Raw genomic sequence first — 24,526 nt, 5'->3', positions numbered from 1 at the left:
CGTGCGGTCAGTGGGTGGCGCAGCCGGCGGCGGGGGCAGGCGCGACCGGCGGTGCGCCGATCGTCGGCAGACCGAGCAGCACCCCGGGGGTACGCGGGGAGCGGCCCGCCTCGGCCGCGTCGCCGGCCCGGGTACGCCGGTGCGCCACCGGCGCGCCGTCGGCGTTCAGGTGATGCGGCGCGGCGTACGTGATCGTGGTGTGCACGATGTCGCCCGGCCGGATCTGACCGGCGAGGGACTCCCCGCCGGGCGTCCCGGTGGCGAAGTGCACGAGCCGACCGTCGCGGGCCCGACCGGACATCCGGCCGGTCCGCTCGTCCTTGCGGCCCTCGCCGACGGCCACCAGCACCTCGACGGTCTCCCCGACGAGGCGCTTGTTCTCCGCCCAGGTGATCTCCTCGACGCAGGCGACCAGCCGCTCGTAGCGCTCCTGCACGACCTGCTTGGGCAGCTGGTCGTCCATTGTCGCGGCGGGGGTGCCGGGCCGCTTCGAGTACTGGAAGGTGAAGGCCGAGGAGAACCGTGCCTCGCGGACCACGTCCAGGGTGCGCTGGAAGTCGGCCTCGGTCTCACCGGGGAAGCCGACGATGATGTCGGTGGTGATCGCCGCGTCCGGCATCGCCGCCCGGACCTTCTCGATGATCCCCAGGTAGCGCTCGGAGCGGTAGGACCGACGCATCGCCTTGAGCACGTCGTCGGAGCCGGACTGCAACGGCATGTGCAGCGAGTGGCACACGTTCGGCGTCTCGGCCATCGCGGCGATCACGTCGTCGGTGAAGTCCTTCGGGTGCGGGCTCGTGAACCGGACCCGCTCCAGGCCGTCGATGTCGCCGCAGGCCCGCAGCAGTTTGCCGAACGCGTACCGGTCGCCGAACTCGACACCGTAGGAGTTGACGTTCTGCCCGAGCAGGGTCACCTCCAGCACGCCCTCGTCGACCAGGGCGCGCACCTCCGAGAGGATGTCGCCGGGGCGCCGGTCCTTCTCCTTGCCGCGCAGCGCGGGCACGATGCAGAACGTGCAGGTGTTGTTGCAGCCCACCGAGATCGACACCCAGCCGGCGTAGGTGGACTCGCGGCGGGTGGGCAGCGTGGACGGGAAGACGTCGAGGGACTCGAGGATCTCCACCTCGGCGGCGGCGTTGTGCCGGGCCCGCTCCAGCAGCACCGGCAGCGCGCCGATGTTGTGGGTGCCGAAGACCACGTCCACCCAGGGCGCCTTGCGGACGATGTCGCCGCGGTCCTTCTGGGCCAGGCAGCCGCCGACAGCGATCTGCATCCCGGGGTGCTTGTCCTTCACCGGGCGCAGCCGACCGAGGTTGCCGTAGAGCCGGTTGTCCGCGTTCTCCCGGACGGCGCAGGTGTTGAAGACGACGATGTCCGGGGTGTCGTCGGTCGGCACGGCGCGCACGTAGCCGGCCTGTTCCAGCAGGCCGGAGATCCGTTCGGAATCGTGCACGTTCATCTGGCAGCCGTACGTCACGACGTTGTAGGTCCTAGCCACCCTCTTGGTGCCCCTTCCCCTCGGGCTACCAGGGTAGCGGCCCCTTCGGGTGCCCCAACCCACCGGCATTGACCCGCCGGCCCATAGCGGGCATCCACGACGGGCAGTACGCTGCACAACAAGGATGTGTTCTGGGCGATTTCGGGGGCTTTGCACTCGGCGCCGACGATGCGCGGCTCCGTTCACGGGGGAGCACATGACGACCCGCGGGAGGCCAACCGTGACGCGACAAGAGGCGACACAGCGCACCGTCACGACCCCGGACGGCCGGCACCTCGCGGTGGAGACCTCGGGCGCACCGGACGGGCCGGCGGTCTTCCTGCTGCACGGCACCCCCGGCAGCCGCAGCGGCCCCCGACCCCGCGGCATCGTCGTCTACCGCCTCGGCGTGCACCTCGTCTGCTACGACCGCCCCGGGTACGGCGACTCCGACCGGCACGAGGGTCGACGGGTGGCCGACGCCGCCGCCGACGTGGCGGCGATCGCCGACGACCTCGGCATCGACCGGTTCGCCGTGGTGGGCCGATCCGGTGGCGGACCACATGCCCTGGCCTGCGCCGCGCTGCTGCCGGACCGGGTCACCAGGGCCGCCGTGCTGGTGGGGCTCGCCCCGGCCGGCGCACCCGACCTCGACTGGTACGCGGGCATGGCGGAATCGAACATCGAGGACTACGGGCAGGCCGACGAGGACCTGGCCGAGCTGACGCTCAACCTGAAGGTTCGCGCGGACGAGGCCCGCCGGGACCCGATGACGCTACTGGACTTCCTCCGCCCCCAACTGCCCGACGAGGACATCCGGGTCGTCGACGACGTGGCGATCCGCCGACTGCTGACCGACATGTACTCCGAGGCGCTGCGCCACGGCCCCGAGGGATGGATCGACGACGTCCTGGCGATCCGGCGCGGCTGGGGGTTCGACCTGGACGCCATCCGTGCGGAGGTCCGTCTCTGGCACGGCGAGCAGGACCGCTTCTCCCCGGTGGAGCACTCCCACTGGCTCGCCTCGCGGATCCCACGCGCCGAGGTGCAGGTGCAGCCCGGCGCCGCGCACTTCGGGGCCGTGGAAATCCTCCCGCAGACCCTGGCCTGGCTGGCCACGCCGGACCTCGCGACCAGCCCGCACCTCTGAACGCCCGGCCGGGCGGGCCCGGACATCGGACCCGCCCGCCGAACGACCCGATCAGATGGTGTGCGGGTCGATCACCCGGACCACGAACCGCCGTTCGCGCAGGGTCCGCACGGTGGGGTGCTCCACACCGATCACCTCGGCCAGCCGGTCCGCCACCACGCCGACGTCCTCGGTGGCCGGGCCGTCCCCGGCCCGCCGCGCCACCAGGGCGAGATCGCCGAGGCAGCGCAGCGTGTCCGGGTGGTCCGCACCGATCACCGTGGCCAGCCGGCCGGCGGCCTCCCGCAACCGGTCCCGCGCCGACTCCCAGTCACCCTCCTCGGCGAGGCACACCGCCTGGTTGACCTCCGCCGCAAGGGTGTGCGGATGGTCCGGGCCGAGCACCTTGCGCAACTCGCCGACCGCCCGGGCCGCCGAGGCGAGCGCGTCCGACCTGCGGCCCAGCGCACGCTCCGCCGCGGAGATGTTGCTCACGGTCGCCAGCACGTGCGGGTGCTCCGGGCCGAGCCGGAGCTGCTCCTCGAACGCCACGCGCACGGCGTTCATCTCGGCCAGCGCCCGAGCCGCGTCACCCACCGCCAACAGGTTCGCCGCGCGACTCGACCGGCACGCCACCGTGTCCGGGTTGTCCGGACCGAAGCGTTCGTCGAGTTCGCGGTAGGCCGTCTCGAACATCGGTGCCGCCTCGCTGCCCCGACCGGAGCTGCGCATCGACACCGCCAGGTTGACCTGGGCGGCTAGACTCTGGCCGTCATCCGGGCCGAGCACCTCGCAGTACGTGTCGTACACCGTGCGCAGCAGCGTGGCCGACCTCTCGTACTCGCCGGCTTCCCGCAGGTCACTGCCCAACCGCAGGGCGGAGACGAGGGTGTACGGATGGGTGGGGCCGAGCACCAGCCGCCGCCGCTGGTGCACCTCGTCGTCCCACCGGCGGGCCGACCGGTAGTCACCGACCAGCCGGTACGAGACGGCGAGGTTGTTGGCCGCGCTCAACGTCCGGGGATGGTCCTCGCCGAACACCTGCAACCACGACGCGTAGGTGGACCGGTCCCGTTCCAGGGCCTCGGCGTAGCGGCCGAGCGCCCGCAGGTCACCACCGAGGCTGCCGGCCGTCATCAGGCTGTGCGGGTGCAGCGGGCCCAGCAGCCGACGCTGCTCGGCCAGCACCGCCTCGTCCAGGTCCCGGGCCTCGTTGAACCGGCCCAGGCTGCGCAGGATGTTCGCCCGGTTGAACCGCAGGTGCAGCAACTGTCGGTGCAGCGCCGACGCCTCGACCTCGTCGCGCGTGTCGCCGAGCCGGGCGCTCCAGGTGTCGTCCACCTCCTGGCTGAACCCGTCGGCCTGGTTCAGGCCGCCGCGCTGCCACAGGTAACGGACCCGGTCGATCAGCAGTTGGCACACCGACTCGTCGGGGCAGGTCAACGCCTCGGAGACCTCCAGGTGCGGCCAGAGCATGCGCAACCGGGCCCAGGTGGTCGGGTCGTCCACGTCGCCCCGGGGCCGGGACGCGGCCAGCACCAGGTGCACCTGGTGTCGGGCGGCGGTGATCTCGTCCTCGGTCATCCGGTCGCGGACCACCGCCTGCAACAGCCGGTGCACCTGGACGCGACCGCCCTGGACGTCGAGTTTGAGCAGCGCCAGGCGGTTGATCTGCTGGACCAGGGCGCCGCGCACGAGCCGCTCCGACACCGACGGGTCGAACGGGACCAGGGCCGCCGCCATCTCGTCGCTGTAGATGAGTTCGAGGGCGATCTCCGGGGCCAGCACCGAACAGAGCTGCAACAGCCGGTACGCGGCGGGCGCCTGTTCGAGCAGCCGGTTCAGTGACAGGTCCCAGGTTGCCTCCACGGAGAGGGCGCTGGGGCCGTGCCGCTCGATCTGCCGCAGGTAGTCACCGACCGACGTGCCGGTGTCGGCCAGCCAGGCGCCCGCCGCGGCCACCGCGATCGGCAGGTCACCGAGCGCCTCGGCCACCCGGTCGGCCTCCTCGGCGCTGATCGTGGGCACCCGCTGGGCGAGGTGCGCCACGCTCTCGGTGCGGTCGAAGACGTCCACCTGGATCGGGTTCGCCCGGTCACCCCAGGCGCGGTTGCGGGAGGTCAGCAGGACGTGCCCGGGGCCCTGCGGCAGGAAGGGCTCGATCTGGTCGAGCTCCTCGGCGTTGTCCAGCACGACAAGCCACCGCTCGTACGGCTCACCACGGCCGAGCACCTGCAGCACCGACCGGACCGTGTCGGGCAGGGTGGGGCCGACGAGGATGCCGAGGCGACCGGCGAGGTCGGCGAGAGCGCTGTCGACGAACTGCGGCGGGTCCGCCACGATCCACCACACCACGTCGTACGCGGCCTTGAACCGGTGCACGTACTCCAGGGCCACCTGCGTCTTTCCGACGCCGCCCATGCCCTGCAGGGCGACCGGCAGCACCACCGCGCTGCCCCCGCTCTGCAACTGCGCGCGCAGCCGCGCCAGGTCGTCCTCCCGGCCGGTGAACCGGGCGTTCCGGTTGGGCGCGTTGAAGATCAACGGCTCGGTGCCGGGGAAACGGGTCGCCCCACCGGCCGGCCCGTCCGCCGACGACGGCACCGGCCGGCCGACCAGCCGCAACACCCGCTCCACGGCGGTCGCGGCGCTCACGTTGACCAGGTTGGTGGAGCTCTGCGACGGGAACTCCGCCAGCGGGCGCAGGTCAGCGACGTAGACGGCCAGGGCCGTGGAGCCGGTGCTCGTGTCGCGGTCGGGCAGACCGCCCGACGGCGTCGCCACGTAGGCCGGCGAGACCACCGTCAGCGTGCGCGGGGCCGGCGTACCGGCGGACCCGACGGCGGCGGTGGGCTCCACCACCCGCAGCCCCGCCGAGCTGAGCACCCGCTCCAGCCACTCGGCCCAGATGGCGTCCTCCGGCGCGTACCGGAGCACGATCTGGTCGTCGATCGCCTCGGTGCGGCGGCGGAACCGGGCCTTGCCCCGCTCCCGCACCGACTCGTCCATCACCGGCAGCGCGGTCACCGCCCCGTCGGTGAGGATCCCCGTCAACGTCTCGAACGCGGCCAGCAGCGACGTCGGTGAGCCCGGCGGATCGCCGAACGTGGCGAGGGTCTCCTCGTACGCGTAGAACGGTCGGTACGGGACCTCCACCGCGGCCCAGTAGCGCCGCCGTTCCGCCTCGGTCATGCCCGCCGGCAGGCCGGCGAAGCGGCGCATGGCCAGCAGGCGACCCGCCTCGGCCCGCTCCTTCTCCGCCTGGTCGACCCGCATCGGCACCGGCAGCACCCGGATGTCGCGCCGCCGGTACCGGTCCCGGACCGAGTGCGCCACCCGGGCCGCGCCGTCGATGCCCTGGTCGCTGAGGGTGAAGCAGTCGACAAGGGTGTCCGGCAGGTGCAGGGTGCAGATGTCGGCGACGTCGCTCAACCCCGTCCGACTGTCGATCAGGGTGAAGTCGTACTGGCGTTTCATGTCCGCCCGCAGCGCCTCGAAGAACTGCGCCCCGCCCAGCCGGTTGTAGAAGTTGTCCCAGTCCAGGCCGCTCACTGACACGGCGTAGTCGCTGTTCTGCCGGCCGGCGGAGAGGAAGTCGAGGCCACCACCGTCGGGGAAGGTCCACCGCAGCGAGAAGGCGTGCCGCCCCACCCGGGCGTACTGCTCCATCCAGCGGTCCGGCCGGTCGTTGACCCGGGTGGTCTCCCACTCGTAGTCGCGGATCATGTCGATCACGCCGCTGGTGCCCTGGATCGCCTCGGCGTCGAGGAACGGGTGGAAGAAGCGGTGCAGACCCGGCGACTCGAGGTCCCAGTCGGCGACGAGCACCCGCCGGCCGCTGGCCGCCAGGATCCAGGCGACGTTGGCCAGCGCCATCGTCCGGCCCGTTCCACCCTTGAACGAGTAGAAGGTGACGACCTGGCCTTCGCGATCGTTGTTCATCGGTCTTCTCCGTGGGGACGCGGTGGGGCCGGATCATCAGGCGGGGACGCGGAGTCGGTCGACACGATCGAGCCGGCCGCGGGCAGGCCGTCACGCAGACGCGGCACCGGCTCCGGCGGTGGTTCGAAGGGGACGACCGGGCCGTGCTTGAGGAACTGCCGGCGCGCCTCGGTGACCAACGCCGGCATCAGGTCGACGAACTCCGGCATGCTGCACGCGCGCTTCACCTGGGGCAGACCGGCGTCCTGCAGGAGCTGGGTCACCTCGGTGGCCCAGTGGGTGGCGTCCTGCGTGTCGTCGTCGTCGGTGACCACCAGCGGAACGACCCACTCGCGCAGGCCGCGCACCATCCGGGCGAGGACCTTGGCCGCGTCCGGGGCCGCCGCGATCCACGGGTCGACGAGCAGCACCGCGGGCCGCCGATCGAGCAGCGCCGAGGCCTGCGCGAAGTCCTCCGTCCGGGCCGACAGCCCGAGCCGCTCGGCGGTGCTGGCCGCGTACTCGGCGGCGGGCAGCTGCTGGCTGCGCCCGTACGGCCGCCAGAGCCGGCCGCTGGCGGCGTAGCCGGCGGGGTCGCGATCGGTCGGCAGCCGGTCCCGGGTCGGGGCCAGGACGGCGACGACGAAGTCCGGGTCGGTCGGCGCCGGGCGGACCACCTCGTCCAGGCCGGGCGCTCGGGACGGGCCCATCGGTCGCCGCTCGGCGGTGTGCACGATCCGGCTCGCCAGCCGGCTCAGCAGCAGCTCGTACTGGGTCCGGTAGGAGGCCAGCATGCAGAACGCGCGCAGGCCGTCGGCGGCGTACTCCGGGACGTCGCGGCCCAGGTCGAGGGCGCCGTCCAGCTCCGGGTGGGCCTCCCACGGGGGGAACGGGATCCACAGCACCGGGGTGAGGTGCCCGGCGGTGAGCCGGGCCGGGCCGGCGGCGGCCAGCCGGGCCCGGAAGGACTCCTGCTCCCCCAGTGCCCAGGGACGGCTGAAGTAGCCGGGTGAGTAGAGCGGGACGAAGACCTCGGCGTCACCGAGCGCGTCGGCGAGCGCGGCCTTCCAGTCGGCGCCCAACGGGATGTGCTGGTCGAAGAAGCCGATCCGCATCCCGGCGACCGGTCGCGCCTGACGCCGCACCTCGTCGGTCAGATCGGCGAAGAACTGGCCGACCCAGACGTCGGCGTCGGCCCGGGCGCCCGGCGGGGGCGCCGAGTGGGCGTAGCTCAGGAAGAAGTACGTCCCGCGCGCCCCCGACCGACGCCGGTCCGTCGGCGGGCTCACGACGGCTCCTCGGCGAACCGGTTGCACAGCTCGTCCACGCTCGCCGGCACCCAGGGTTCGACCAGGTAGGACCGGTGGATGGCGACGATCCGCTGCGCGAGCCGCCAGACCACCGCCCGGTACGCGTTCTCCCACTGCATGGTCAGCAAGCCATAGACCCCGTCCCGCTGGTAGTGCACCGCGATGTCGGGATCCGGCATCGCGGTCGGGGAGAAGCGCTGGATGTCGCGGAGCACCCGAGGCAGTGCCGTGCCGTTGGTCGGCGACCAGGTGACCGGCACGATCGCCGTCTCGTGCACCGACGCGGAGCTGTGTCGCGGGGTGATCCGCCGGCGGGAGAACGCGTCCCACTCCCGGCCGCACCACTCGCTGCCGAGCAGCGCGCTGGACACCAGCGGAACGAAGACCTGGCAGGTGCCGGCGGCCTGGAGCAGCTCCGGGCTCCAGCGTTCGCCACCGGCGATGGAGGTGTCCAGGAAGCCGGCGTCCACTCCGGTCACCGGGCCGACCAGCTCGCTGACGTGGACGGAGAGGTCTTCGAAGAAACGGGAGACGTATTCGGCGGGTTTGCCGGTGGCCCGGCCGACCGGCGCCCGCGAATAGCTGATGAAGAAGAGCGGGGCGCGCGCTCCGGAGGGTGCGTCCACTGTGCTCACCGCTGCCCCTCCGCCCTCCCCACGCGGCCGGAACATCAGCGTAGTCCCCGCGTCAACGCCGCGCCGCCAACCGGTTCGCGGCGAACCAGGCAGTCGCGAAGTCGACAGCGGCCCGCGCCGGCAGCAGACGGGCGTCGGCCCGTCCCACCCGACCGTGGCGCACCAACGGCGTCTCGTCGAGCGCGGCACCCACCTTCGGGAAGTCCCGGTCGTCCAGGTCGAGCGCCCGGAAGTCGAGGCGGACCCGCCGCCCGTCGACGAGCCGGAAACAGCGGTAGTCGCGCTCGGGCGGCGGCACCGGCAGCCGGTACTCGGCCAGGTGCAGGGCACTGCACGCCTCGTAGCCGAGGCCGAGCAGCAGGATCTGCCCGTCCGCCGCGTAGAGGCCGCCAACCGGTGAGCGTTCCCCCAGGTGGCAGGTGAGGTCATGACCGTCGGTGAGCTGCCGGGCCCGGGGGCCGAGCGCGGCGAACGAGGTCTGCGGATGGTCGCTGCGCACCGCCCCGGGGGTGCACCGGACGTACTCGGCGAGCACACCCATCCGTTGCGAGGGGGTGCTGCGCCGGTCCCAGCCCGGCAGCGCCGCCTCATACCGCTCGCGCTGCGCCCGGTCCATGCCGGCGGTGGCCGCCAGGTGGGCGCGGGAGGTGGTCGAGTTGCCGTCGGTCTGGGTGGGCACCAGCAGGGTCCCGGCCGGGCCGAGGACGTCGCGCAGCGCGCCGGCGAGGGTCGCGGGGCCGTGCTCCAGCGGGCCCACCCGCCGCAGGCCACAGTGCACCAGCAGGCACACCCCCGGGCGTACGCCCAGCGCCCGCAGGTCGTCGGCGAGGCGGGAGCGGCCCAGGCGGGGCGGTGGCTGCTCATCCGGACCCGACACGGGTCTCCTCCAGCGCGTGGCGCAGCTGGCCGACGAACCGCTCGCCCGCCGCTGTGAGCGACCGGCTGGCCAGCAGCGCCTCGACGCCGTCCCGGGTCCACGCCCGGAAGTGGGCCGCCTGCGCCGACGCGTCCGGATCGTCGGTGTCCGCCCGGGACCGCCAGACCTGGGTGACGGCGAGGTGGGCGTACACGCCCTGCAGGACGCCCTCAGGTGGTCGCGGGTCAGGGCGCCAGGGCACCCGGATCCGGTTGCCCTGGCCAGGTTCGACCAGGTCGTACAGGTCGAGCACCGCGCCCAGCTTCGCGTGCTGCCACTCGTGCACGAGCAGCACCGCCATCGTCTCCGGGTCGGGATGCGGGGTGACGGCGACCGCGCCGAACGCGTGCCGGGCGGTCGCGCTGCGCAGTGGTCGCGCCGGGTCGGGGGCCAACGGAACGACGGCCCGCAGGCCGCCGTCGAGCGCCGCCGCGTGCGCCGGCACGTCCCGCTGCACGACCCGCCAGGCGTCGGTCAGGGTACGGCCCAACGCCCGCGCGGCCGGAGCCTCGAGGCGGGGTTCCACCGGCTGGCCGTAGCAGTCGCGGTACGGGTCGCCGTCCTCGATGAGCAACCGGCCGCCGGGCACCGGCACGTCGCGGGTCGGCAGCCAACCGGTCGACGGCGGCGCCAGCGGATCGAGGGACACCGTCCGCTCGACCGACCCGATCCGGGCCCGGAACTCGCCGGGCCCGACGGTCACCTCGGCGCTCTTCCCCGGGCCGGGTAGCACCAGGTCACCGAGCGTGGGCACCGTGATCGCGCCGGCCCGCAGCGGGACGCGCACCGTGGCCGGCACGCCGGCCCGCAGGGCCGCGGCGACGGCGAGGGCCGGCAGTGGGTCGAGTGCCGCGCCGAGGCCCGGCAGGGCCGCCGGGTCGAGGCGGTGCACGAGCGCGGGCCGGACGAAGGGGTGTGCCAGGACCGCCTGGACGGCGTCCGGGGCCGCCTGGTCGAGGTGGACGAGCAGGTCCCAGGCGGCACTGCTGCCGAACCGGTCCCGGCAGGCCGCCAACAGCGCCCGGGTGATGGAGAGCTGGGTGGCGGCGAGCAGCGCGAGCGTCGACGTCGACCCGTGCCCGGTGGCCAGGTCGTCGAGCAACTCGTCGACGGGCGCGGTGGCGGACCATTCGCCCGACGCGGGCGGGGTGGGCGGCGGGTAGGCGTCCACCGCGTCGATCAGGCCGAGCAGGTCGGGGCAGTACACCGAGGGGTTGTCGAAGCCGGAGCCGGTGCGCCAGCGGTGGGCGTACAGGCCGCCGCCGCACCTGTCGACCACCGGGCAGGCACGGCAGGTCGCGCAGAGCCCGTCCACGCCGTCCTGCCGGACCGCGACCCCGGGGTGCCGCACGACCTCGTCCACCGGGTGGTCGAACACGTCGAGCCCGGTGCCGGCCGCGCCGTGGTACGCGGTCTTCAGCGAGTCGACCTGCTCCCAGGCGCCGTCGGTCTCGATGACCAGCACGTCGGCCGGCGCGAGACCGAACGCCTCGGTGCCTCCGCCGCCCGGGCGCAGCGCCTCGAACATGCGGATCGACACCGGCCGCCCGTCGTCCACCCACCGTCGGTGGATCCGCCCCAGCCACCGCGCGTACGGGGTGGGGTCGGACCCGGGGCGAAGCGGGGGGTGGTCCCAGGTGGCGTGTGGCAGCAGCAGGTCGACACGGGGCGGGCGCTCGGCCAGCAGCGCCTCGTACACCCGGTCGGGATCGTTGCGGACGTCGACGGTGCAGAGGATGCCGGCGTAGCTGGCGCGGTGTTCCGGCCGCCGGAGCAGGGCCAGTGCCCGCCGGACCTGGTCGTGGCTGCTGCCACCGTGGGCGAAGACCCGGTGCCGGTCGTTGGCGGCACGGTCACCGTCGAAGGACACCCCGACCCGCACGTCGTACTCGACGAAGAGCCGGCACAGCTCCTCGTCGAGCAGCACCCCGTTGGTCTGCAGGCGCAGGTCCAGCCGGGCCCAGGGGGTGATGGCCGCGCGCAGCTCGGCCAGCACCTCCCGCAACCCGGCGGCGCCCAACAGCAGCGGCTCACCCCCGTGGAGCACCACGTGCACGACCGGCACCCCGTGCTCGCGGGCGTGCTCGGCGATGCGCCGCGCGGCTCGCCGGACCGTGGCCGGCGGCATTCGCGCCGGGCGGCCACGCCAGGTCTGGTCGGCGTGCTGGTAGATGTAGCAGTGGTCGCAGCTGAGGTCACACCGGCTGTGCACCTTCAGCACGAACTGGCTGATCCGCCGGCATGATCCGCCCACTCCGGGTGGACCGCACCGGCAGACCATCACTCAGATGGACGAGTTGAAGGCGGCGACGGCGACGACACCGGACGGCACGGAACCGGTCGTGACGACGCGCCGGCGCACCGCCTCAACCAGATCGGCGTGCTCGACAGTGATCCGTTCCAGCGGGGTGTGCAGGCTACGGGTGAGATCGTCTAGGTCGGGACGGGTGGGGCGGGCGGGGGCATGGTCCACAATGAGTCTCCGGGGGCCCGGGGCGCTGGGAGCGCGAGCGGCGGCTGTGGCTCGAACGGCTCTGGTCCGTGACCAGGATAGACAAATATCGACCCAGTGTCACCGTCGGTACCACCGCCGGCACGGCGAGTGGCAGACCACGGTGGACGAAGGAGGAGCTCACATGTGCCGGAGCATCAAGACGCTGCGTGAACCGTTCACCCCGCAGGTGACCGACGCGGATGTCGAGGCGGCGGCGTTGCAGTACGTCCGGAAGATCTCTGGCTTCCGGGCGCCCGCCGCGCACAACGCCGCCGCGTTCGACGCCGCGGTGGCCGCCGTGGCCGGGGCGACGCGCACCCTGCTCGACCAACTCGTGGTGCGGGGCGCCGGAGCGGGCGTCACCGACCGGTCGGCCCCCGCCGCCAACTGATCGCCGCCCACCGGCACGGCACCCGGCCGGGCCTGACCCTGGGCAGGGTCAGGCCGCGGCGAGTGCCGGGGCGACGGTGTCCGGCGCCCAGCGCGAACGGTGACACTGCGACCAGCCCCGGCATCCCGGGTCACCCAGCGAGCAGAGCCGCATCTTGCTGAGCACCTCACCGTCGTCGGTGTCCCGCACGTCGAAGTGCACCGGACGGACCGTGCCGTCCGGGGCGACGAGCAGGTGCCGGCCCGCGTCGAGCGTGTCGTCGCGCAACAGGCAGTTGCGGCCCAGCAGTCGGGCCAGCGCGGCGATGCCCGCGTGCTCCGAGAGCTGCTCGGGCACCCCGTAGCAGTCCACCACCGTCGCGAACTCGCCCGGCGCCTGCCAGACGTCACACACCACCGCGTACGTCGGCAACCGCGCCGGGTCGGCCACCGCCAACGGCATCACCACCCGGCCAAGCGCCTCGGCCAGCGCCGGGTAGACCTCCACGGGCTGAGCCCCGTCGATTCTCCAGTTCCACAGCTCGGTCATTCCGCCTCCTCGCTGCGTTCGTCCCCACCGGCCTCCGGATCGGGCCTTACTCACGATGGTGGGGGGCATTTGACCCCAGCCGGGGGCAAGTTACCGGTCTGTGACCATTCCGGGCAAAATTTCCCTGAGCGGCATTGCTCGGAGTAGCGGGAAGGTGACAGTTTATCGGGTATGGTGCGCCATCCGTACCACCGCCGCCGCGTGTCCCCCGCCGGGCAACAGCACCCCGGTCAGCGCAGCACGACCAGGTGCTCCCCCCGGGGCAGCAGCTCACCCACCACGGGAGCGCCGGGCACCTCACCGGCGACCAGCAGGCCACCCGAGGTCTGCGCGTCGGCCAGCAGCAGCCGCTCCGCCTCGTCCGCCGCACCGAAGTCGGTCCACGGGGTCACCCAGTCCAGGTTCCGCCGGCTGCCGCCGCTGACGAACCCGTCGCGCAGCGCCTCGCGCGCACCGGCCAGATAGGGCACCCGGGCGGTGTCGATGGCCACCGTGAGCCGGCTGGCCCGGGCCAGCTTCGAGGCGTGCCCGAGCAGCCCGAACCCGGTCACGTCGGTGCCGCAGCGGATACCGGCGGCGACCGCCGCGCGGGCCGCATCCCGGTTGAGCGCGGCCATCGTGGCCACCGCCTCCGGGAAGCTCTCCCCGGTCGCCTTGTGCCGGGTGTTCAGCACACCCACCCCGAGCGGCTTGGTCAGCGACAACGGCACCCCGGCCCGCCCGGCGTCGAGGGTGATCAGCTCCTCCGGCCGGACCGTGCCGGTGACCGCGAGACCGTACTTCGGGCCGTCGTCGTCCACGCTGTGCCCGCCGGCCAGGTGACAGCCGGCCTCCCGCGCCACGTCCTGGCCGCCGCGCAGCACCTCACGGGCCAACTCCAACGGGAGCACGTCACGCGGCCAGCAGAGCAGGTTGAGCGCGACCAGCGGGGTGCCGCCCATCGCGTACACGTCGGAGAGCGCGTTGGCCGCGGCGATCCGACCCCAGTCGTACGCGTCGTCGACCACCGGGGTGAAGAAGTCGGCGGTGCTGACGAGGCCGGTCCGCTCATCCAGGCGCACCACCGCCGCGTCGTCGCCGTGGTCCAACCCGACCAGCAACTCGGCGGTGCCGGTCGCCGGACCGAGACCGGCCACCATGATCTCCAGCTCACCCGGGGGAATCTTGCAGGCGCAGCCACCGCCGCGGGCGTACATGGTCAACCGTACGGGTTCGGTCATCCCCCCATGATCTCGACAAGGCGCCACGATCGCCACCGGCACCACCCAGCCGGTGACCAAAATCGGACGCCCGAGAACGATCGTGACCGGTGTTACCGCTCCGTGACCCGCTGGGTTGCGTTCTGCCACATCACGCCGCCTACAGTGGCCGCACCGGGGGTCAACCGACCCCGCTCCGGGAGACGACAGGGACGGTGAACGACGTGACGACGGGCGAACCGCTCATCGTGCTGGACGCGGTCAACAAGTGGTTCGGGCCGCTGCACGTGCTGGACGACGTCTCGCTGTCGGTGGGTCGCGGCGAGGTGGTCGTGGTGATCGGCCCGTCCGGCTCCGGCAAGTCGACGCTGTGCCGCACGATCAACCGACTGGAACCGATCAACTCGGGCACCATCACCTTCGACGGTCAGCCGCTGCCGGCCGAGGGCAAGCCCCTCGCGAAGCTGCGCAGCGAGGTGGGCATGGTGTTCCAGTCCTTCAACCTCTTCGCCCACAAGACCATCCTGGAGAACGTCACCCTCGGCCCGATCAAGGTCCGCAAGGAGAAGCCGGCCGCCGCGCGCGAGCGGGGCCTGGCCCTGCTCGACCGGGTCGGCATCGCCAACCAGGCGGACAAGTTCCCGGCCCAACTCTCCGGCGGTCAGCAGCAGCGGGCGGCCATCGCCCGGGCGCTGGCCATGCAGCCCAAGGCGATGCTCTTCGACGAGCCGACGAGCGCCCTGGACCCGGAGATGGTCGGCGAGGTGCTCGACGTGATGACCTCACTGGCTGGCGACGGCATGACGATGGTCGTGGTGACCCACGAGATGGGCTTCGCGCGGCACGCGGCGAACCGGGTCATCTTCATGGCCGATGGCAGGCTTGTCGAGGACGCGTCCCCGGCCGAGTTCTTCGAGAACCCGCGCAGCGACCGGGCCAAGGACTTCCTCTCCAAGATCCTCACGCACTAGGCGTCCGTAGTGGAGTTCGCCGCACCTCGGTGGGCTCCGTTGAAGAAGGAGAAGAGTATGCGTATCACGCGCGTTGCGGCAGTCGCCGCGGTCGCCGCTCTGGCCATCACCATGACCGCGTGCGGCGGCGATGAGGGCAGCGGCAGCAGCAGCTCGGGCGCCAAGGGCATCGTCGGCAAGGCGGAGAGCCAGAAGAAGCTCGTGATCGGCGTCAAGGCCGACCAGCCGGGCCTGGGTCTGCAGACCGGCAGCCAGTACGAGGGCTTCGACATCGAGATCGGCAAGATCGTCGCCAAGGGTCTCGGGGTCGACGCGGCCAACATCGAGTGGAAGACGACGGTCACCTCGAACCGGGAGCCGTTCATCCAGCAGGGCACCGTCGACCTGGTGGTGGCGACCTACACCATCAACGACGACCGCAAGCAGAAGGTCAGCTTCGCCGGCCCGTACTACGTCGCCGGTCAGGACCTGCTGGTCAAGGCCGACTCGACGCTCACCGGCCCGGAAGGGCTCGATGGCAAGAAGGTCTGCTCGGTCTCGGCGTCCACCCCGGCCAAGCGGATCCAGTCGGACTACCCGAAGGCCAAGCTGCAGCAGTTCGACGCGTACTCGAAGTGCCTGCCGCTGCTGGAGAACGGCCAGGTCGACGCCGTCACCACCGACGACATCATCCTCGCCGGGTACGCCGCCCAGTCGCAGTACGCCGGCAAGTTCAAGGTGGTCGGCAAGACCTTCTCCAGCGAGCCGTACGGCATCGGGCTGAAGAAGGACGACAAGGACGGCTGCGAGAAGGTCAACGAGATCCTGAAGGCCGCCGCCGCCGACGGCACCTACAAGGCCGCCTGGGACGCCACGCTGGGCAAGAGCGGCAAGGCCGCGCCCGAGCTGGACATCACCAAGCTGACCAACTGCGGCAGCGTCTGACCGGTCCCGGGGGCCGGCACCTGATCGAGGGTGCCGGCCCTCGGCCCGTCACGACGCCGACGACCTGACCACGGGAGCCGACGCATGCACGTATTCGCTGATCCGACGAACTTCGACGCCTACCTGTCGGGCTTTATCTGGATCCTCAAGCTGACCGGCGCGTCGGCGGTACTCGCGCTGGTGCTCGGCGTGCTGCTCGCCGCGATGCGGGTCTCGCCGGTGCCCGTGCTGCGCGGCTTCGGGGCGGCCTGGGTCAACACCTTCCGCAACACGCCGCTCACCCTGGTCGTCTTCTTCTGCTACTTCGGCCTCTACTCAACCCTCGGCCTGAACCTCTCCGACGACCTGAACCTGAACAACTACTGGCTCGGGGTCGTCGGCCTGTCCGCGTACACGGGCGCCTTCGTCTGTGAGGCGCTGCGGTCCGGAGTCAACACCGTGCCCGCCGGGCAGGCCGAGGCAGCCCGAGCCATCGGCCTCACCTTCGCCCAGACCCTGCGGATCGTGGTACTGCCCCAGGCGACGCGCTCGGTGATCGCGCCGCTGGGCAGCATCCTGATCGCGCTGTGCAAGAACGCCACGATCGTCGGCACGATCGGGTTGATGGAGTCCTCCAACGTGATGAAGGACCTCATCAACGACAACGGCGACGCGGTCATCATGATCTTCCTGGTCTTCGCCGGCACGTTCGCCGCGTTCCTGATCCCCACCGGCTACTTCTTCGGCTGGCTGGCCAACCGACTGGCGGTGAAGCGCTAATGAGCAGCAACCCGGTCCTCTTCGACCACCCAGGCCCGCGAGCGCGGATCCGCAACGCGGTGCTGACCGTCATCTTCGGGGTCGCCCTAGTCGGGCTGCTCTGGTGGGTCTACGCGAAGTTCGACGAGGCCGGACAGTGGGAGGGGTGGCTCTGGAAGCCCTTCACCGAGGCCGCCACGTGGACCCAGTTCATCGGGCCCGGCCTGCGCGCCACGCTCTGGGCGGCTGCGGTCGGCATGACGCTGTCGTTGGCGTTCGGCATCATCTTCGCTGTCGGCCGGCTCTCCGAGCGCCACTGGATCAGCATCCCGGCCGGCGCCGTCGTCGAGTTCTTCCGAGCCGTGCCACTGCTCATCATGATCTTCTTCATCTTCTACGGTGTGCCCTTCCTCATCCAGGGGCCGGTGTCGGCGTTCTGGGCCGTGGTGGTCGGGCTGACCCTCTACAACGGCTCGGTGCTCGCGGAGGCGTTCCGGGCCGGAATCCGCTCGCTGCCCGGTGGTCAGTCCGAGGCCGCGTACGCGATCGGCATGCGCAAGAGCCAGGTCATGCAGCTGATCCTCGTCCCGCAGGCCGCTCGAGCCATGCTGCCGGTCATCGTCAGCCAGCTCGTGGTGCTGCTCAAGGACACCGCGCTCGGCTACATCGTCGCCTACCCGGAGCTGCTCCAGCGCGGGGTCAACGACCTCGCTGCGAACAATGGCAACATCGTCGCCGCGGCAATCGTGGTGGCCGCGATCTACATCGTGATCAACTCGCTGCTCACCGCACTGGCCAACTGGCTGGATCGACGCAGCCAGCGGCGCGGGTTCCGCACACAGCGGCGGGTGGCCACCGGCGTTCCTCCAGCCGGCGGGATCGCTGTCGTTGAGCCGCAGGGCTGACGGCCGCATCAGCTTCGTACCGGGAACCGGCACGACACCGAGCCAGGCAAGCAACGATGACATGTCGACGGGTGGGTGTCATAGCCACCCGCCTGCGGTGTCAACGTAGGCCAGCGGGCAATCTTGGTGATCCGGGCTAACGGCGGACCCCGGGGACTTAGATCTGGCCGGGGGCGGTCAGATCTTCGTCGATCCGCATACAAGGTCGCTACGGAACAAGCCTCAGGAACTGACTGGAGCGCAAGATCGGGATCCGCGGATATTAACAATGCCGTCGTGCCCGACACGATCCTCGACTTCGCGCCCGCAGAGACGCAGCCCTGAGACTCCTTTGACCCAGCATGACGCCGAGCCCGCTTCCTGCGGGCCCGGCGTCTACCGGCAGTTGAAGTCGCTAAGAATCAGGAGAGTCAAAGACAGAGGCGGCGTCTGTCGGCAGCACCTTCTGTTCCGCCTTCATTCCACGACTCAACGGCGAATAGCTCAGACTTTGACCATCCACCGGTCCACGACCCAGGCCCCTTCGTGGCACATCGCGCTGGAGTCGACGCCGCCCCATGCTAGAGAGCCGGCCGAAGTGTAAGTGTTGCCGGAATTCTCTTCGCATTGCGCGTAGACCCGATAAGTCCCACTCGTGCAGTACCCTCTGGCCTCCCTGGAACCCACGACACGGCTATAGCAGCTAACTGCCGCAGCGGAAAGGGCTGCGTCCTGCGCAGAGGCAGGGGATGAAATCGCCACGGTCGCAGCACCAGAAGCAGTTAGCACCAAAATCGAAAGGAGGGAAACTCGGCTCTTCCGCATCTCTACGTCAACCTCGCATCATTCTTGGATTCTACGGACCAGCACACGGTCACACTTCAATAAAACTGCACGGGATCAAGCGAAATAAATGGAACTTAGTTAACTGAACTGGATCCAACGCTCAACTACCCACGCGCTTTCATGGCAGGTTGCAGTGGTGGTACCGCTGTAAGTCCACCGGCCGTAAGCCGGATAGGTACTTCCCGAATTCTCCTCGCACGTAGCAACGATTCGATACTGCGTCGCAGCTGTGAAGTTGCATCTTCCAACGGCGTACCTATCACCGGAGATCCAGGTTTCACAATCAGCAGCAGCACGGACAGGCGTCGGTTGACCTACCACCGCGATACCCGAAACAACAACCGAAGCAATCGGAAGCACAAGAAGGAACTGCTTGAATCTCGCTCCAATACGCACGCGCAATCAACTCCCCAGAAGACCAGCGACTCGAACATTTCTAGACCGTCAGAGAATAGGCAGCGTTACACCATTCACGGCTCCTCTTCTACACAAATCCCACGAGCTGGGGATTCAGCCGTGTGAGCAAGATCAACATAGCAAACGTGTCGATGCATGTCAAGGTATCAATAGAAGTCGGGGAGCAGCCGAGCCATCCTATGCAAGTAAACGATAGGTGTCAGCAGCTGCCAGACATGCCTGGTGGGCCTCGAATGCGGCTAGCCTTCTGGATTTCGCCCGCACCCCGGCCGCGAACATGGCACGGTTACACTGCACGCCCATCCTGCCCCGCCTACAACAGGCCGGTGCCGACCTGCGAGCCTTCCGATCTGGTCCACGAAGCGAGTCCAGCACCATCACCGTGGCGTTCAAACCAAAGAATAGCCAGCTCATTGGCATGCAGCAGCAGTCAAAGGCCCACGACGGGCCGCGGACCAGCGATAAACGCGAAAAACCCCCGCTCAAGACGGCATTCGAGGCGCTGGGGAACATCGATCTTAACCCGTGGTGCATCAGCAAGATAGGCCCCGCCGCACTCGTCCCGCTCCATACAGAACACGACCGCACCACATGATCTACAAGGGGTCATAAAATCGTGGCACGTAATGGCTCACCGAGTCAGTCTAGCCATCGAACTCGCCTCTGGCGGGTCTGCACAGCCCGGCCTAAGTTCAATGCCGTAGGCCAAGCCAGATTCCTAGGATCGGGCTTAGCTCGTCAGCGGGCGATCTCGGTGACCCGGGACTCGCGGACCACGGTTACCCGGATCTGACCCGGGTAGGTCAGCTCCTCCTCGATCTGCTTGGCCACGTCGCGGGCCAGCACGGCCGCCCCGATGTCGTCCACATCGTCCGGCTTGACCATCACCCGGATCTCCCGGCCGGCCTGCATGGCGAAGACCTTGTCCACGCCGGGCTTGCCGGCGGCGATCTCCTCGATCCGCTCCAGCCGCTTGACGTACGCCTCCAGGCTCTCCCGGCGCGCGCCCGGCCGACCACCGGAGCAGGCGTCGGAGGCCTGGGTGAGCACTGCCTCGATGGTCTGCGGCGGCACCTCGTTGTGGTGCGCCTCGATGGCGTGCACCACGTCCTCGTGCTCGCCGTACTTGCGGGCGAGGTCAGCGCCGATGATGGCGTGGCTGCCCTCCACCTCGTGGGTGAGCGCCTTGCCGATGTCGTGCAGGAACGCCGACCGCTTGATGATGGGGACGTCCAACCGCAGTTCGGCGGCCATGATGCCGGCGATGTGGGCGGTCTCGACCAGGTGCTTGAGCACGTTCTGCCCGTACGAGGTGCGGTAGCGCAGCCGACCGAGCAGGGAGACCAGCTCCGGGTGGATCTCGGTGATGCCGACCTCGACCAGGGCGTCCTCGGCGGCACGCAGGCAGAGCTGCTCCACCTCCTGCCGGGCCAGGTCGTAGACCTCCTCGATCCGGTGCGGGTGGATGCGCCCGTCCAGGACCAGCTTCTCCAGGGTCACCCGGCCCACCTCCCGACGGACCGGGTCGAAGCAGGAGAGCAGCACCGCCTCGGGGGTGTCGTCGATGATCAGGTTGACGCCGGTCACCGACTCGAAGGCGCGGATGTTGCGCCCCTCCCGGCCGATGATCCGCCCCTTCATCTCGTCACCGGGCAGGTGCAGAACGCTGACCACGCTCTCCGCGGTCTGCTCGCTGGCGACCCGCTGGATCGCGTCCACCACGATGTGTCGGGCCCGCTGCTCGGCCGTGTTGCGCGCGTCGGACTCGATGTCCCGCACGAGCAACGCCGCCTCCCGCTTGGCCTGGGTCTCGATGGCGTCGATCAGCTCCAGCCGCGCGGATTCGGCGGTGAGCCCGGCGACACGTTCCAACTCCCGGCGGCGCAGCTCCTCCGACTCGGCCAGCTCGGCCTCCCGCTGGGCGAGCGCGGCCTCCCGGGCGGCGAGGGCGGCCTTCGCGGCGGTGAGCTGCCGCTCCCGCTCGGCGAACCGCTCCACCTCTTCGGTGTGCATCCGCTCCCGCTCGTCCATCCGGGCGGCCCGGCGTTCCACCTCGGCGGCCTGCTCCCGGGTGGTGGCGGCGAGCACCGCCACCTCCCGCTCGCCGCTGCGCCGGGCCGTTGTGCGCAACTGCTCGGCGTCCGCCTCGGCCTGCTTGTGGGCGCGCTCCAGAACGGTGTCCGCCTCGGCTCGGGCGTCGTCGAGGACCCGACGCGCCTCGGCGCGGGCCGCCTTCGCCTCGGCCTTCGCCGCCGCCGCCTCGGTGCGGGCCGCGGCGGCCGCTGACTTCGCCACGTCGATCGTGCTGTTCGCCTGGTCCGCCGCGGTCCGCAGGGCAGCGAGGGACTGCTCCTGCCGGTCCTTCTCGGCGATGAAGGCGGGGTCCTCCGGGGCCGGCGCGGCGCCCATCCGGCGCAGTGTCCGGATGCCGACCAGCACGGCCCCGATCACCACCACCGCGAGGACGAGGACGGCCGCGAGGAGCACGACGTCGAAGGCGTTCATGCCGGGACCCCGTCGGGTCTACCGATGAACCTGTGCCGCCGCCCCGCCATGGCCGCCTCCCCTAACGTCGAGACCGCAGCGACCGTGCCGAGGGCACACTCCTGCGGCTGTGGACGCCCGACCGGAGCGGCTGGCCGTGGATAGCTTTCTCCGCCGGCGGTGCCCGCAGGCAGCGTCGGCGACCGGGTGCAGTTGTCGCAGCGATCCGGACCGGCCTGTCCGGAACTGCTGCCAAAGGCCGCGGAGTCGGCCAAAGTGATGCTGTTCTGTTACGCGATCTATGTTGTGCGCTTAGCCTGCGCTGGTCGGGCAATGTGAGCCTGTATGGCGAGGCTAGGTCGCCGGGGGTGCTCTGGTCAAGGACTCATGATCAAACCCCCCGAACGGAGAGAAGTCGTACCGTCACCACGCGCTGACATCGCGCCGGACAGGAGAGGACAAACTCCGCGAGGTGCACCGCCCGCCGGACACGTCGGGCCTGCTCAGCGCCGTCCAGCCGGCTCTCAGACAAGGCCGACGACCCTGCCAGGTGTGACCCATCCGTCTCATCACACGTCAGCTGGCTCCCACCGCCACCGCTGCCGTGACCAAGGCCGCGTTGTCCGCGGCCGGTGAGCCGTCCGGTAGGCACACCGTGTCCTCAAGGCCGATCCGGGTGGCCAGGCCCCGGCGTACCGCCTCGGCGAGGACCGGCCAGGTCGCCGGCCCCTCGGCGTGCAGCAGCACCGACGGCGCGTCCGCCGGCAGCGCGGCGAGGATCCGGGCGGCGTCGGCCAACGCGACCGCCACGTCCTCAGCCATGCACTCGACCAGCAACCGCCCGGCCGGCACCCGCCACCTGCGGTACGCCGCGACCGCGTCAAGCGTCCACAGCCCTGCCTCGACGAGCACACCGCGCTCGTGCAGGGCGGCCGCGACCGCCTCGGCGCCGGGCTCGTGCGCGTTCACCGAGGCGAAGTCGGGCAGCACCTGCCAGGCCCGGACGGCGGCCACCCGCGCAGCCGGATCCGGCGAGATCCAGGCCCCGGTGCTCACCCCGACCGGCAGCCCCGGCCGGGCGGCACGGATCGCGGTCAGCGCGTCGGCGATCACCGCCGGCCGCAGCGACTCGGCACCAGCCTCGTCCCGGGGATGGACGTGCACGGCCGCGACGCCGAGCGCCGCGCAGCGGGTCGCATCGGTGGCCAGCTCCGCCGCCGTCAGCGGCACCGCCGGATGGGCCCGTCGGTCACGCCCGCCGTTCAGACATGCCTTCAACATCAGGCCCGCACCCCCATCGGGAGTCGCAGCGGACCGCCGAGCGGGCCGCTCACTCGGCCAGCCGGTTGTCGCGCTCCAACTCGCCCTCGGCGTCGGCTAGCGCGTCGGCGTCGATCTGCTCGGCGAACTCGGCCGCCTCGGCGCTCTGCGCGGCGAGCGCGTCCTTCACCGCCCGGATGGCCACACCAGGCGGGTAGCCCTTGCGGGCCAGCATGCCCACCAGCCGGCGGAAGACCGCGTCCGGCTCGCCCCGGGCGGTGCGCAGCTTGCGCTCCACGAGACTGCGGGCGGTGTCCGCCTCGGTCTCCTCGTCCAGCTCGCCCAGCGCCTCGGTGGCCACCTCGCCGTCCACACCCTTGCGGCGCAGCTCGTTGGCGAGCGCCCGGCGAGCGAGGCCCCGCCCGGCGTGCCGGCTGGACACCCACGCCCTCGCGAACGCGGCGTCATCGATGATGCCGACCTCGTCGTACCGGTCGAGGACCTCTGCCGAGACCTCCTCGGAGATGCCCCGCTTGGCCAGCGCCCCGGCCAGCTCGGCCCGGGTACGGGGCCGGACGGCCAGCTGGCGCAGGCAGATCTCACGGGCCACCTCGGACTCGTCCCGGGGAGGAGCCGGAGACTCGACGGCGTCGGCCTCCCCGGAACCACCCCGGCGGCCTCGCCGAGGGCGGGGCGGGTCGGTGGCGTCGCCCGTACGAGGCGGACTGGCATCCCAGCCCCGCCCCGTACGAGCGCGTCGTCCTGCCACGGGTCAGCGACCGGTCAGAAGTCGACCGGCGGCAGCTCCGGGCCACCGGCGGCGTCACCCGCGCCGACCCCGACGCCGAGCTTCTCCAGGATCTTCTTCTCGATCTCGGCGGCCACGTCCGGGTTTTCCTTCAGGAACTCCCGGGCCTTCTCCTTGCCCTGGCCGAGCTGGTCGCCGTCGTACGTGTACCACGCTCCGGACTTGCGGATGATCGCCTGCTCCACGCCGACGTCGATCAGCGAGCCCTCCCGCGAGATGCCCTTGCCGTACATGATGTCGAACTCGGCCTGCTTGAACGGCGCGGCGACCTTGTTCTTCACGACCTTGACCCGGGTGCGGTTACCGACCACGTCGGTGCCGTCCTTGAGGCTCTCGATGCGTCGCACGTCGAGCCGGACCGAGGCGTAGAACTTCAGCGCCCGACCACCGGTGGTGGTCTCCGGGCTGCCGAACATCACGCCGATCTTTTCCCGCAGCTGGTTGATGAAGATCGCCGTGGTGCCGGTGTTGCTGAGCACACCGGTGATCTTCCGGAGCGCCTGGCTCATCAGCCGGGCCTGGAGGCCCACGTGGCTGTCGCCCATCTCGCCCTCGATCTCGGCACGGGGCACCAGGGCCGCCACCGAGTCGATCACGATGATGTCCAGAGCGCCGGAGCGGATCAGCATGTCCGCGATCTCCAGCGCCTGCTCGCCGGTGTCCGGCTGGGAGACCAGCATCGCGTCGGTGTCGACGCCGAGGGCCTTCGCGTACTCCGGGTCGAGCGCGTGCTCGGCGTCGATGAAGGCGGCGATCCCGCCGTTGCGCTGGGCGTTGGCCACCGCGTGCAGTGCCACGGTGGTCTTACCGCTGGACTCGGGACCGTAGACCTCGACCACCCGGCCACGCGGCAGACCACCCACGCCGAGCGCCACGTCGAGCGCGATGGAGCCGGTCGGGATCACGGCGGTCTGGATGACCGGCCGCTCCCCCAGCCGCATCACCGAGCCCTTGCCGAATTGCTTGTCAATCTGAGCGAGAGCAAGGTCGAGTGCCTTCTCCCGGTCAGGCCCTGCTGCCATGGTTGCCACCCCTGCCTTCGCCGGCGTCTTTGCTGAGCTTCGCGTCACGCGGACACGCTAGGCGCTAGGTCCGACAGAAAACCAGCCGACGGGCCGCGAGCTGTGGACGAGCACCCCGCTGTGGACAATAGCCGAACAGGTGTACGACTCGACAAGCGACACGCGGAAC

General features: G+C 70.9%; 19 protein-coding genes. 6 read left to right on the top strand and 13 right to left on the bottom strand.

The genetic code is table 11. The features are described from left to right. Positions 1-7 precede the first annotated feature (7 nt). Positions 8-1,501 (bottom strand): tRNA (N6-isopentenyl adenosine(37)-C2)-methylthiotransferase MiaB, encoded by a 1,494-nt coding sequence (gene miaB, locus ACX27O_RS13875; RefSeq protein WP_030336748.1) that lies wholly within the window; start codon positions 1,499-1,501, stop codon positions 8-10. Positions 1,502-1,721: 220 nt separating this feature from the next. Here miaB and ACX27O_RS13870 point away from each other — a divergent pair, with 220 nt between their 5' ends. Then, a complete protein-coding gene (locus ACX27O_RS13870; protein ID WP_458939533.1) occupies positions 1,722-2,630 on the top strand; it encodes an alpha/beta fold hydrolase in 909 nt (302 codons plus the stop codon). A 51-nt stretch (positions 2,631-2,681) separates the two neighbouring features. Here the strand turns inward: ACX27O_RS13870 and fxsT are convergent, their stop codons facing one another. The 6 genes from fxsT to ACX27O_RS13840 all read right to left on the bottom strand — a co-directional run bounded on the left by fxsT (position 2,682) and on the right by ACX27O_RS13840 (position 11,864). Continuing rightward, the gene (gene fxsT, locus ACX27O_RS13865; protein WP_030336751.1) at positions 2,682-6,551 is read right to left on the bottom strand and encodes an FxSxx-COOH system tetratricopeptide repeat protein; all 3,870 of its coding nucleotides are present in this window, start codon (positions 6,549-6,551) and stop codon (positions 2,682-2,684) included. Next, positions 6,548-7,819: a TIR-like protein FxsC gene (locus ACX27O_RS13860; RefSeq protein ID WP_051708808.1), complete on the bottom strand. Its 1,272-nt coding sequence runs from the start codon at positions 7,817-7,819 to the stop codon at positions 6,548-6,550. Before ACX27O_RS13860 ends, fxsT begins: the two co-directional genes overlap by 4 nt. Beyond that, positions 7,816-8,475 (bottom strand): TIR-like protein FxsC, encoded by a 660-nt coding sequence (locus ACX27O_RS13855; protein ID WP_030336755.1) that lies wholly within the window; start codon positions 8,473-8,475, stop codon positions 7,816-7,818. Before ACX27O_RS13855 ends, ACX27O_RS13860 begins: the two co-directional genes overlap by 4 nt. 52 nt (positions 8,476-8,527) lie before the next feature. After that, on the bottom strand, positions 8,528-9,352 hold the full coding sequence (locus ACX27O_RS13850) for an AAC(3) family N-acetyltransferase (protein WP_387219265.1): 825 nt from the start codon (positions 9,350-9,352) through the stop codon (positions 8,528-8,530). Further along, on the bottom strand, positions 9,336-11,612 hold the full coding sequence (locus ACX27O_RS13845) for an FxsB family cyclophane-forming radical SAM/SPASM peptide maturase (RefSeq protein WP_458939532.1): 2,277 nt from the start codon (positions 11,610-11,612) through the stop codon (positions 9,336-9,338). The genes ACX27O_RS13850 and ACX27O_RS13845 overlap by 17 nt, the downstream gene beginning before the upstream one ends. A 63-nt stretch (positions 11,613-11,675) precedes the next feature. Then, positions 11,676-11,864 (bottom strand): hypothetical protein, encoded by a 189-nt coding sequence (locus ACX27O_RS13840; protein WP_030336759.1) that lies wholly within the window; start codon positions 11,862-11,864, stop codon positions 11,676-11,678. Positions 11,865-12,027: 163 nt separating this feature from the next. Here ACX27O_RS13840 and ACX27O_RS13835 point away from each other — a divergent pair, with 163 nt between their 5' ends. Further along, the gene (locus ACX27O_RS13835; RefSeq protein ID WP_030336761.1) at positions 12,028-12,276 is read left to right on the top strand and encodes a DUF2277 family protein; all 249 of its coding nucleotides are present in this window, start codon (positions 12,028-12,030) and stop codon (positions 12,274-12,276) included. Positions 12,277-12,324: 48 nt separating this feature from the next. Here the strand turns inward: ACX27O_RS13835 and ACX27O_RS13830 are convergent, their stop codons facing one another. Both ACX27O_RS13830 and selD read right to left on the bottom strand, forming a co-directional pair. After that, positions 12,325-12,804: a hypothetical protein gene (locus ACX27O_RS13830; RefSeq protein ID WP_030336763.1), complete on the bottom strand. Its 480-nt coding sequence runs from the start codon at positions 12,802-12,804 to the stop codon at positions 12,325-12,327. 230 nt (positions 12,805-13,034) lie between these two features. Further along, the gene (gene selD / locus ACX27O_RS13825) at positions 13,035-14,024 is read right to left on the bottom strand and encodes a selenide, water dikinase SelD (RefSeq protein WP_357633844.1); all 990 of its coding nucleotides are present in this window, start codon (positions 14,022-14,024) and stop codon (positions 13,035-13,037) included. 194 nt (positions 14,025-14,218) lie between these two features. Between selD and ACX27O_RS13820 the strand changes: the two genes are divergently transcribed. From ACX27O_RS13820 to ACX27O_RS13805, 4 genes are all read left to right on the top strand, one after another. Further along, positions 14,219-14,974 (top strand): amino acid ABC transporter ATP-binding protein, encoded by a 756-nt coding sequence (locus tag ACX27O_RS13820; protein WP_458939531.1) that lies wholly within the window; start codon positions 14,219-14,221, stop codon positions 14,972-14,974. Positions 14,975-15,031: 57 nt separating this feature from the next. Beyond that, positions 15,032-15,898, top strand: coding sequence for a glutamate ABC transporter substrate-binding protein (locus ACX27O_RS13815; protein WP_458939530.1), 867 nt, complete (start codon positions 15,032-15,034; stop codon positions 15,896-15,898). Positions 15,899-15,982: 84 nt separating this feature from the next. Beyond that, positions 15,983-16,657, top strand: a complete 675-nt coding sequence (locus ACX27O_RS13810; RefSeq protein ID WP_458939529.1) for an amino acid ABC transporter permease — start codon at positions 15,983-15,985, stop codon at positions 16,655-16,657. After that, positions 16,657-17,541, top strand: coding sequence for an amino acid ABC transporter permease (locus ACX27O_RS13805; RefSeq protein WP_458939528.1), 885 nt, complete (start codon positions 16,657-16,659; stop codon positions 17,539-17,541). Before ACX27O_RS13810 ends, ACX27O_RS13805 begins: the two co-directional genes overlap by 1 nt. A gap of 1,980 nt (positions 17,542-19,521) precedes the next feature. Here the strand turns inward: ACX27O_RS13805 and rny are convergent. From rny to recA, 4 genes are all read right to left on the bottom strand, one after another. Beyond that, a complete protein-coding gene (gene rny, locus ACX27O_RS13800) occupies positions 19,522-21,288 on the bottom strand; it encodes a ribonuclease Y (RefSeq protein ID WP_458939527.1) in 1,767 nt (588 codons plus the stop codon). Between the two features lie 555 nt (positions 21,289-21,843). Then, the gene (locus ACX27O_RS13795) at positions 21,844-22,548 is read right to left on the bottom strand and encodes a 3-keto-5-aminohexanoate cleavage protein (RefSeq protein ID WP_357633849.1); all 705 of its coding nucleotides are present in this window, start codon (positions 22,546-22,548) and stop codon (positions 21,844-21,846) included. A 49-nt stretch (positions 22,549-22,597) separates the two neighbouring features. Next, complete coding sequence (locus ACX27O_RS13790) at positions 22,598-23,296, bottom strand: regulatory protein RecX (protein ID WP_030336774.1); 699 nt, start codon at positions 23,294-23,296, stop codon at positions 22,598-22,600. Between the two features lie 14 nt (positions 23,297-23,310). Further along, entirely contained in the window at positions 23,311-24,357 is a 1,047-nt protein-coding gene (gene recA / locus ACX27O_RS13785; protein ID WP_030336775.1) for a recombinase RecA, read from the bottom strand. Between the last annotated feature and the right edge of the window lie 169 nt (positions 24,358-24,526).

It is taken from the genome of Micromonospora sp. SD19 (genome assembly GCF_054462275.1).
Note: the sequence above shows the minus strand (reverse complement) of the source record. Positions and strands in the feature narration are given on the sequence as shown.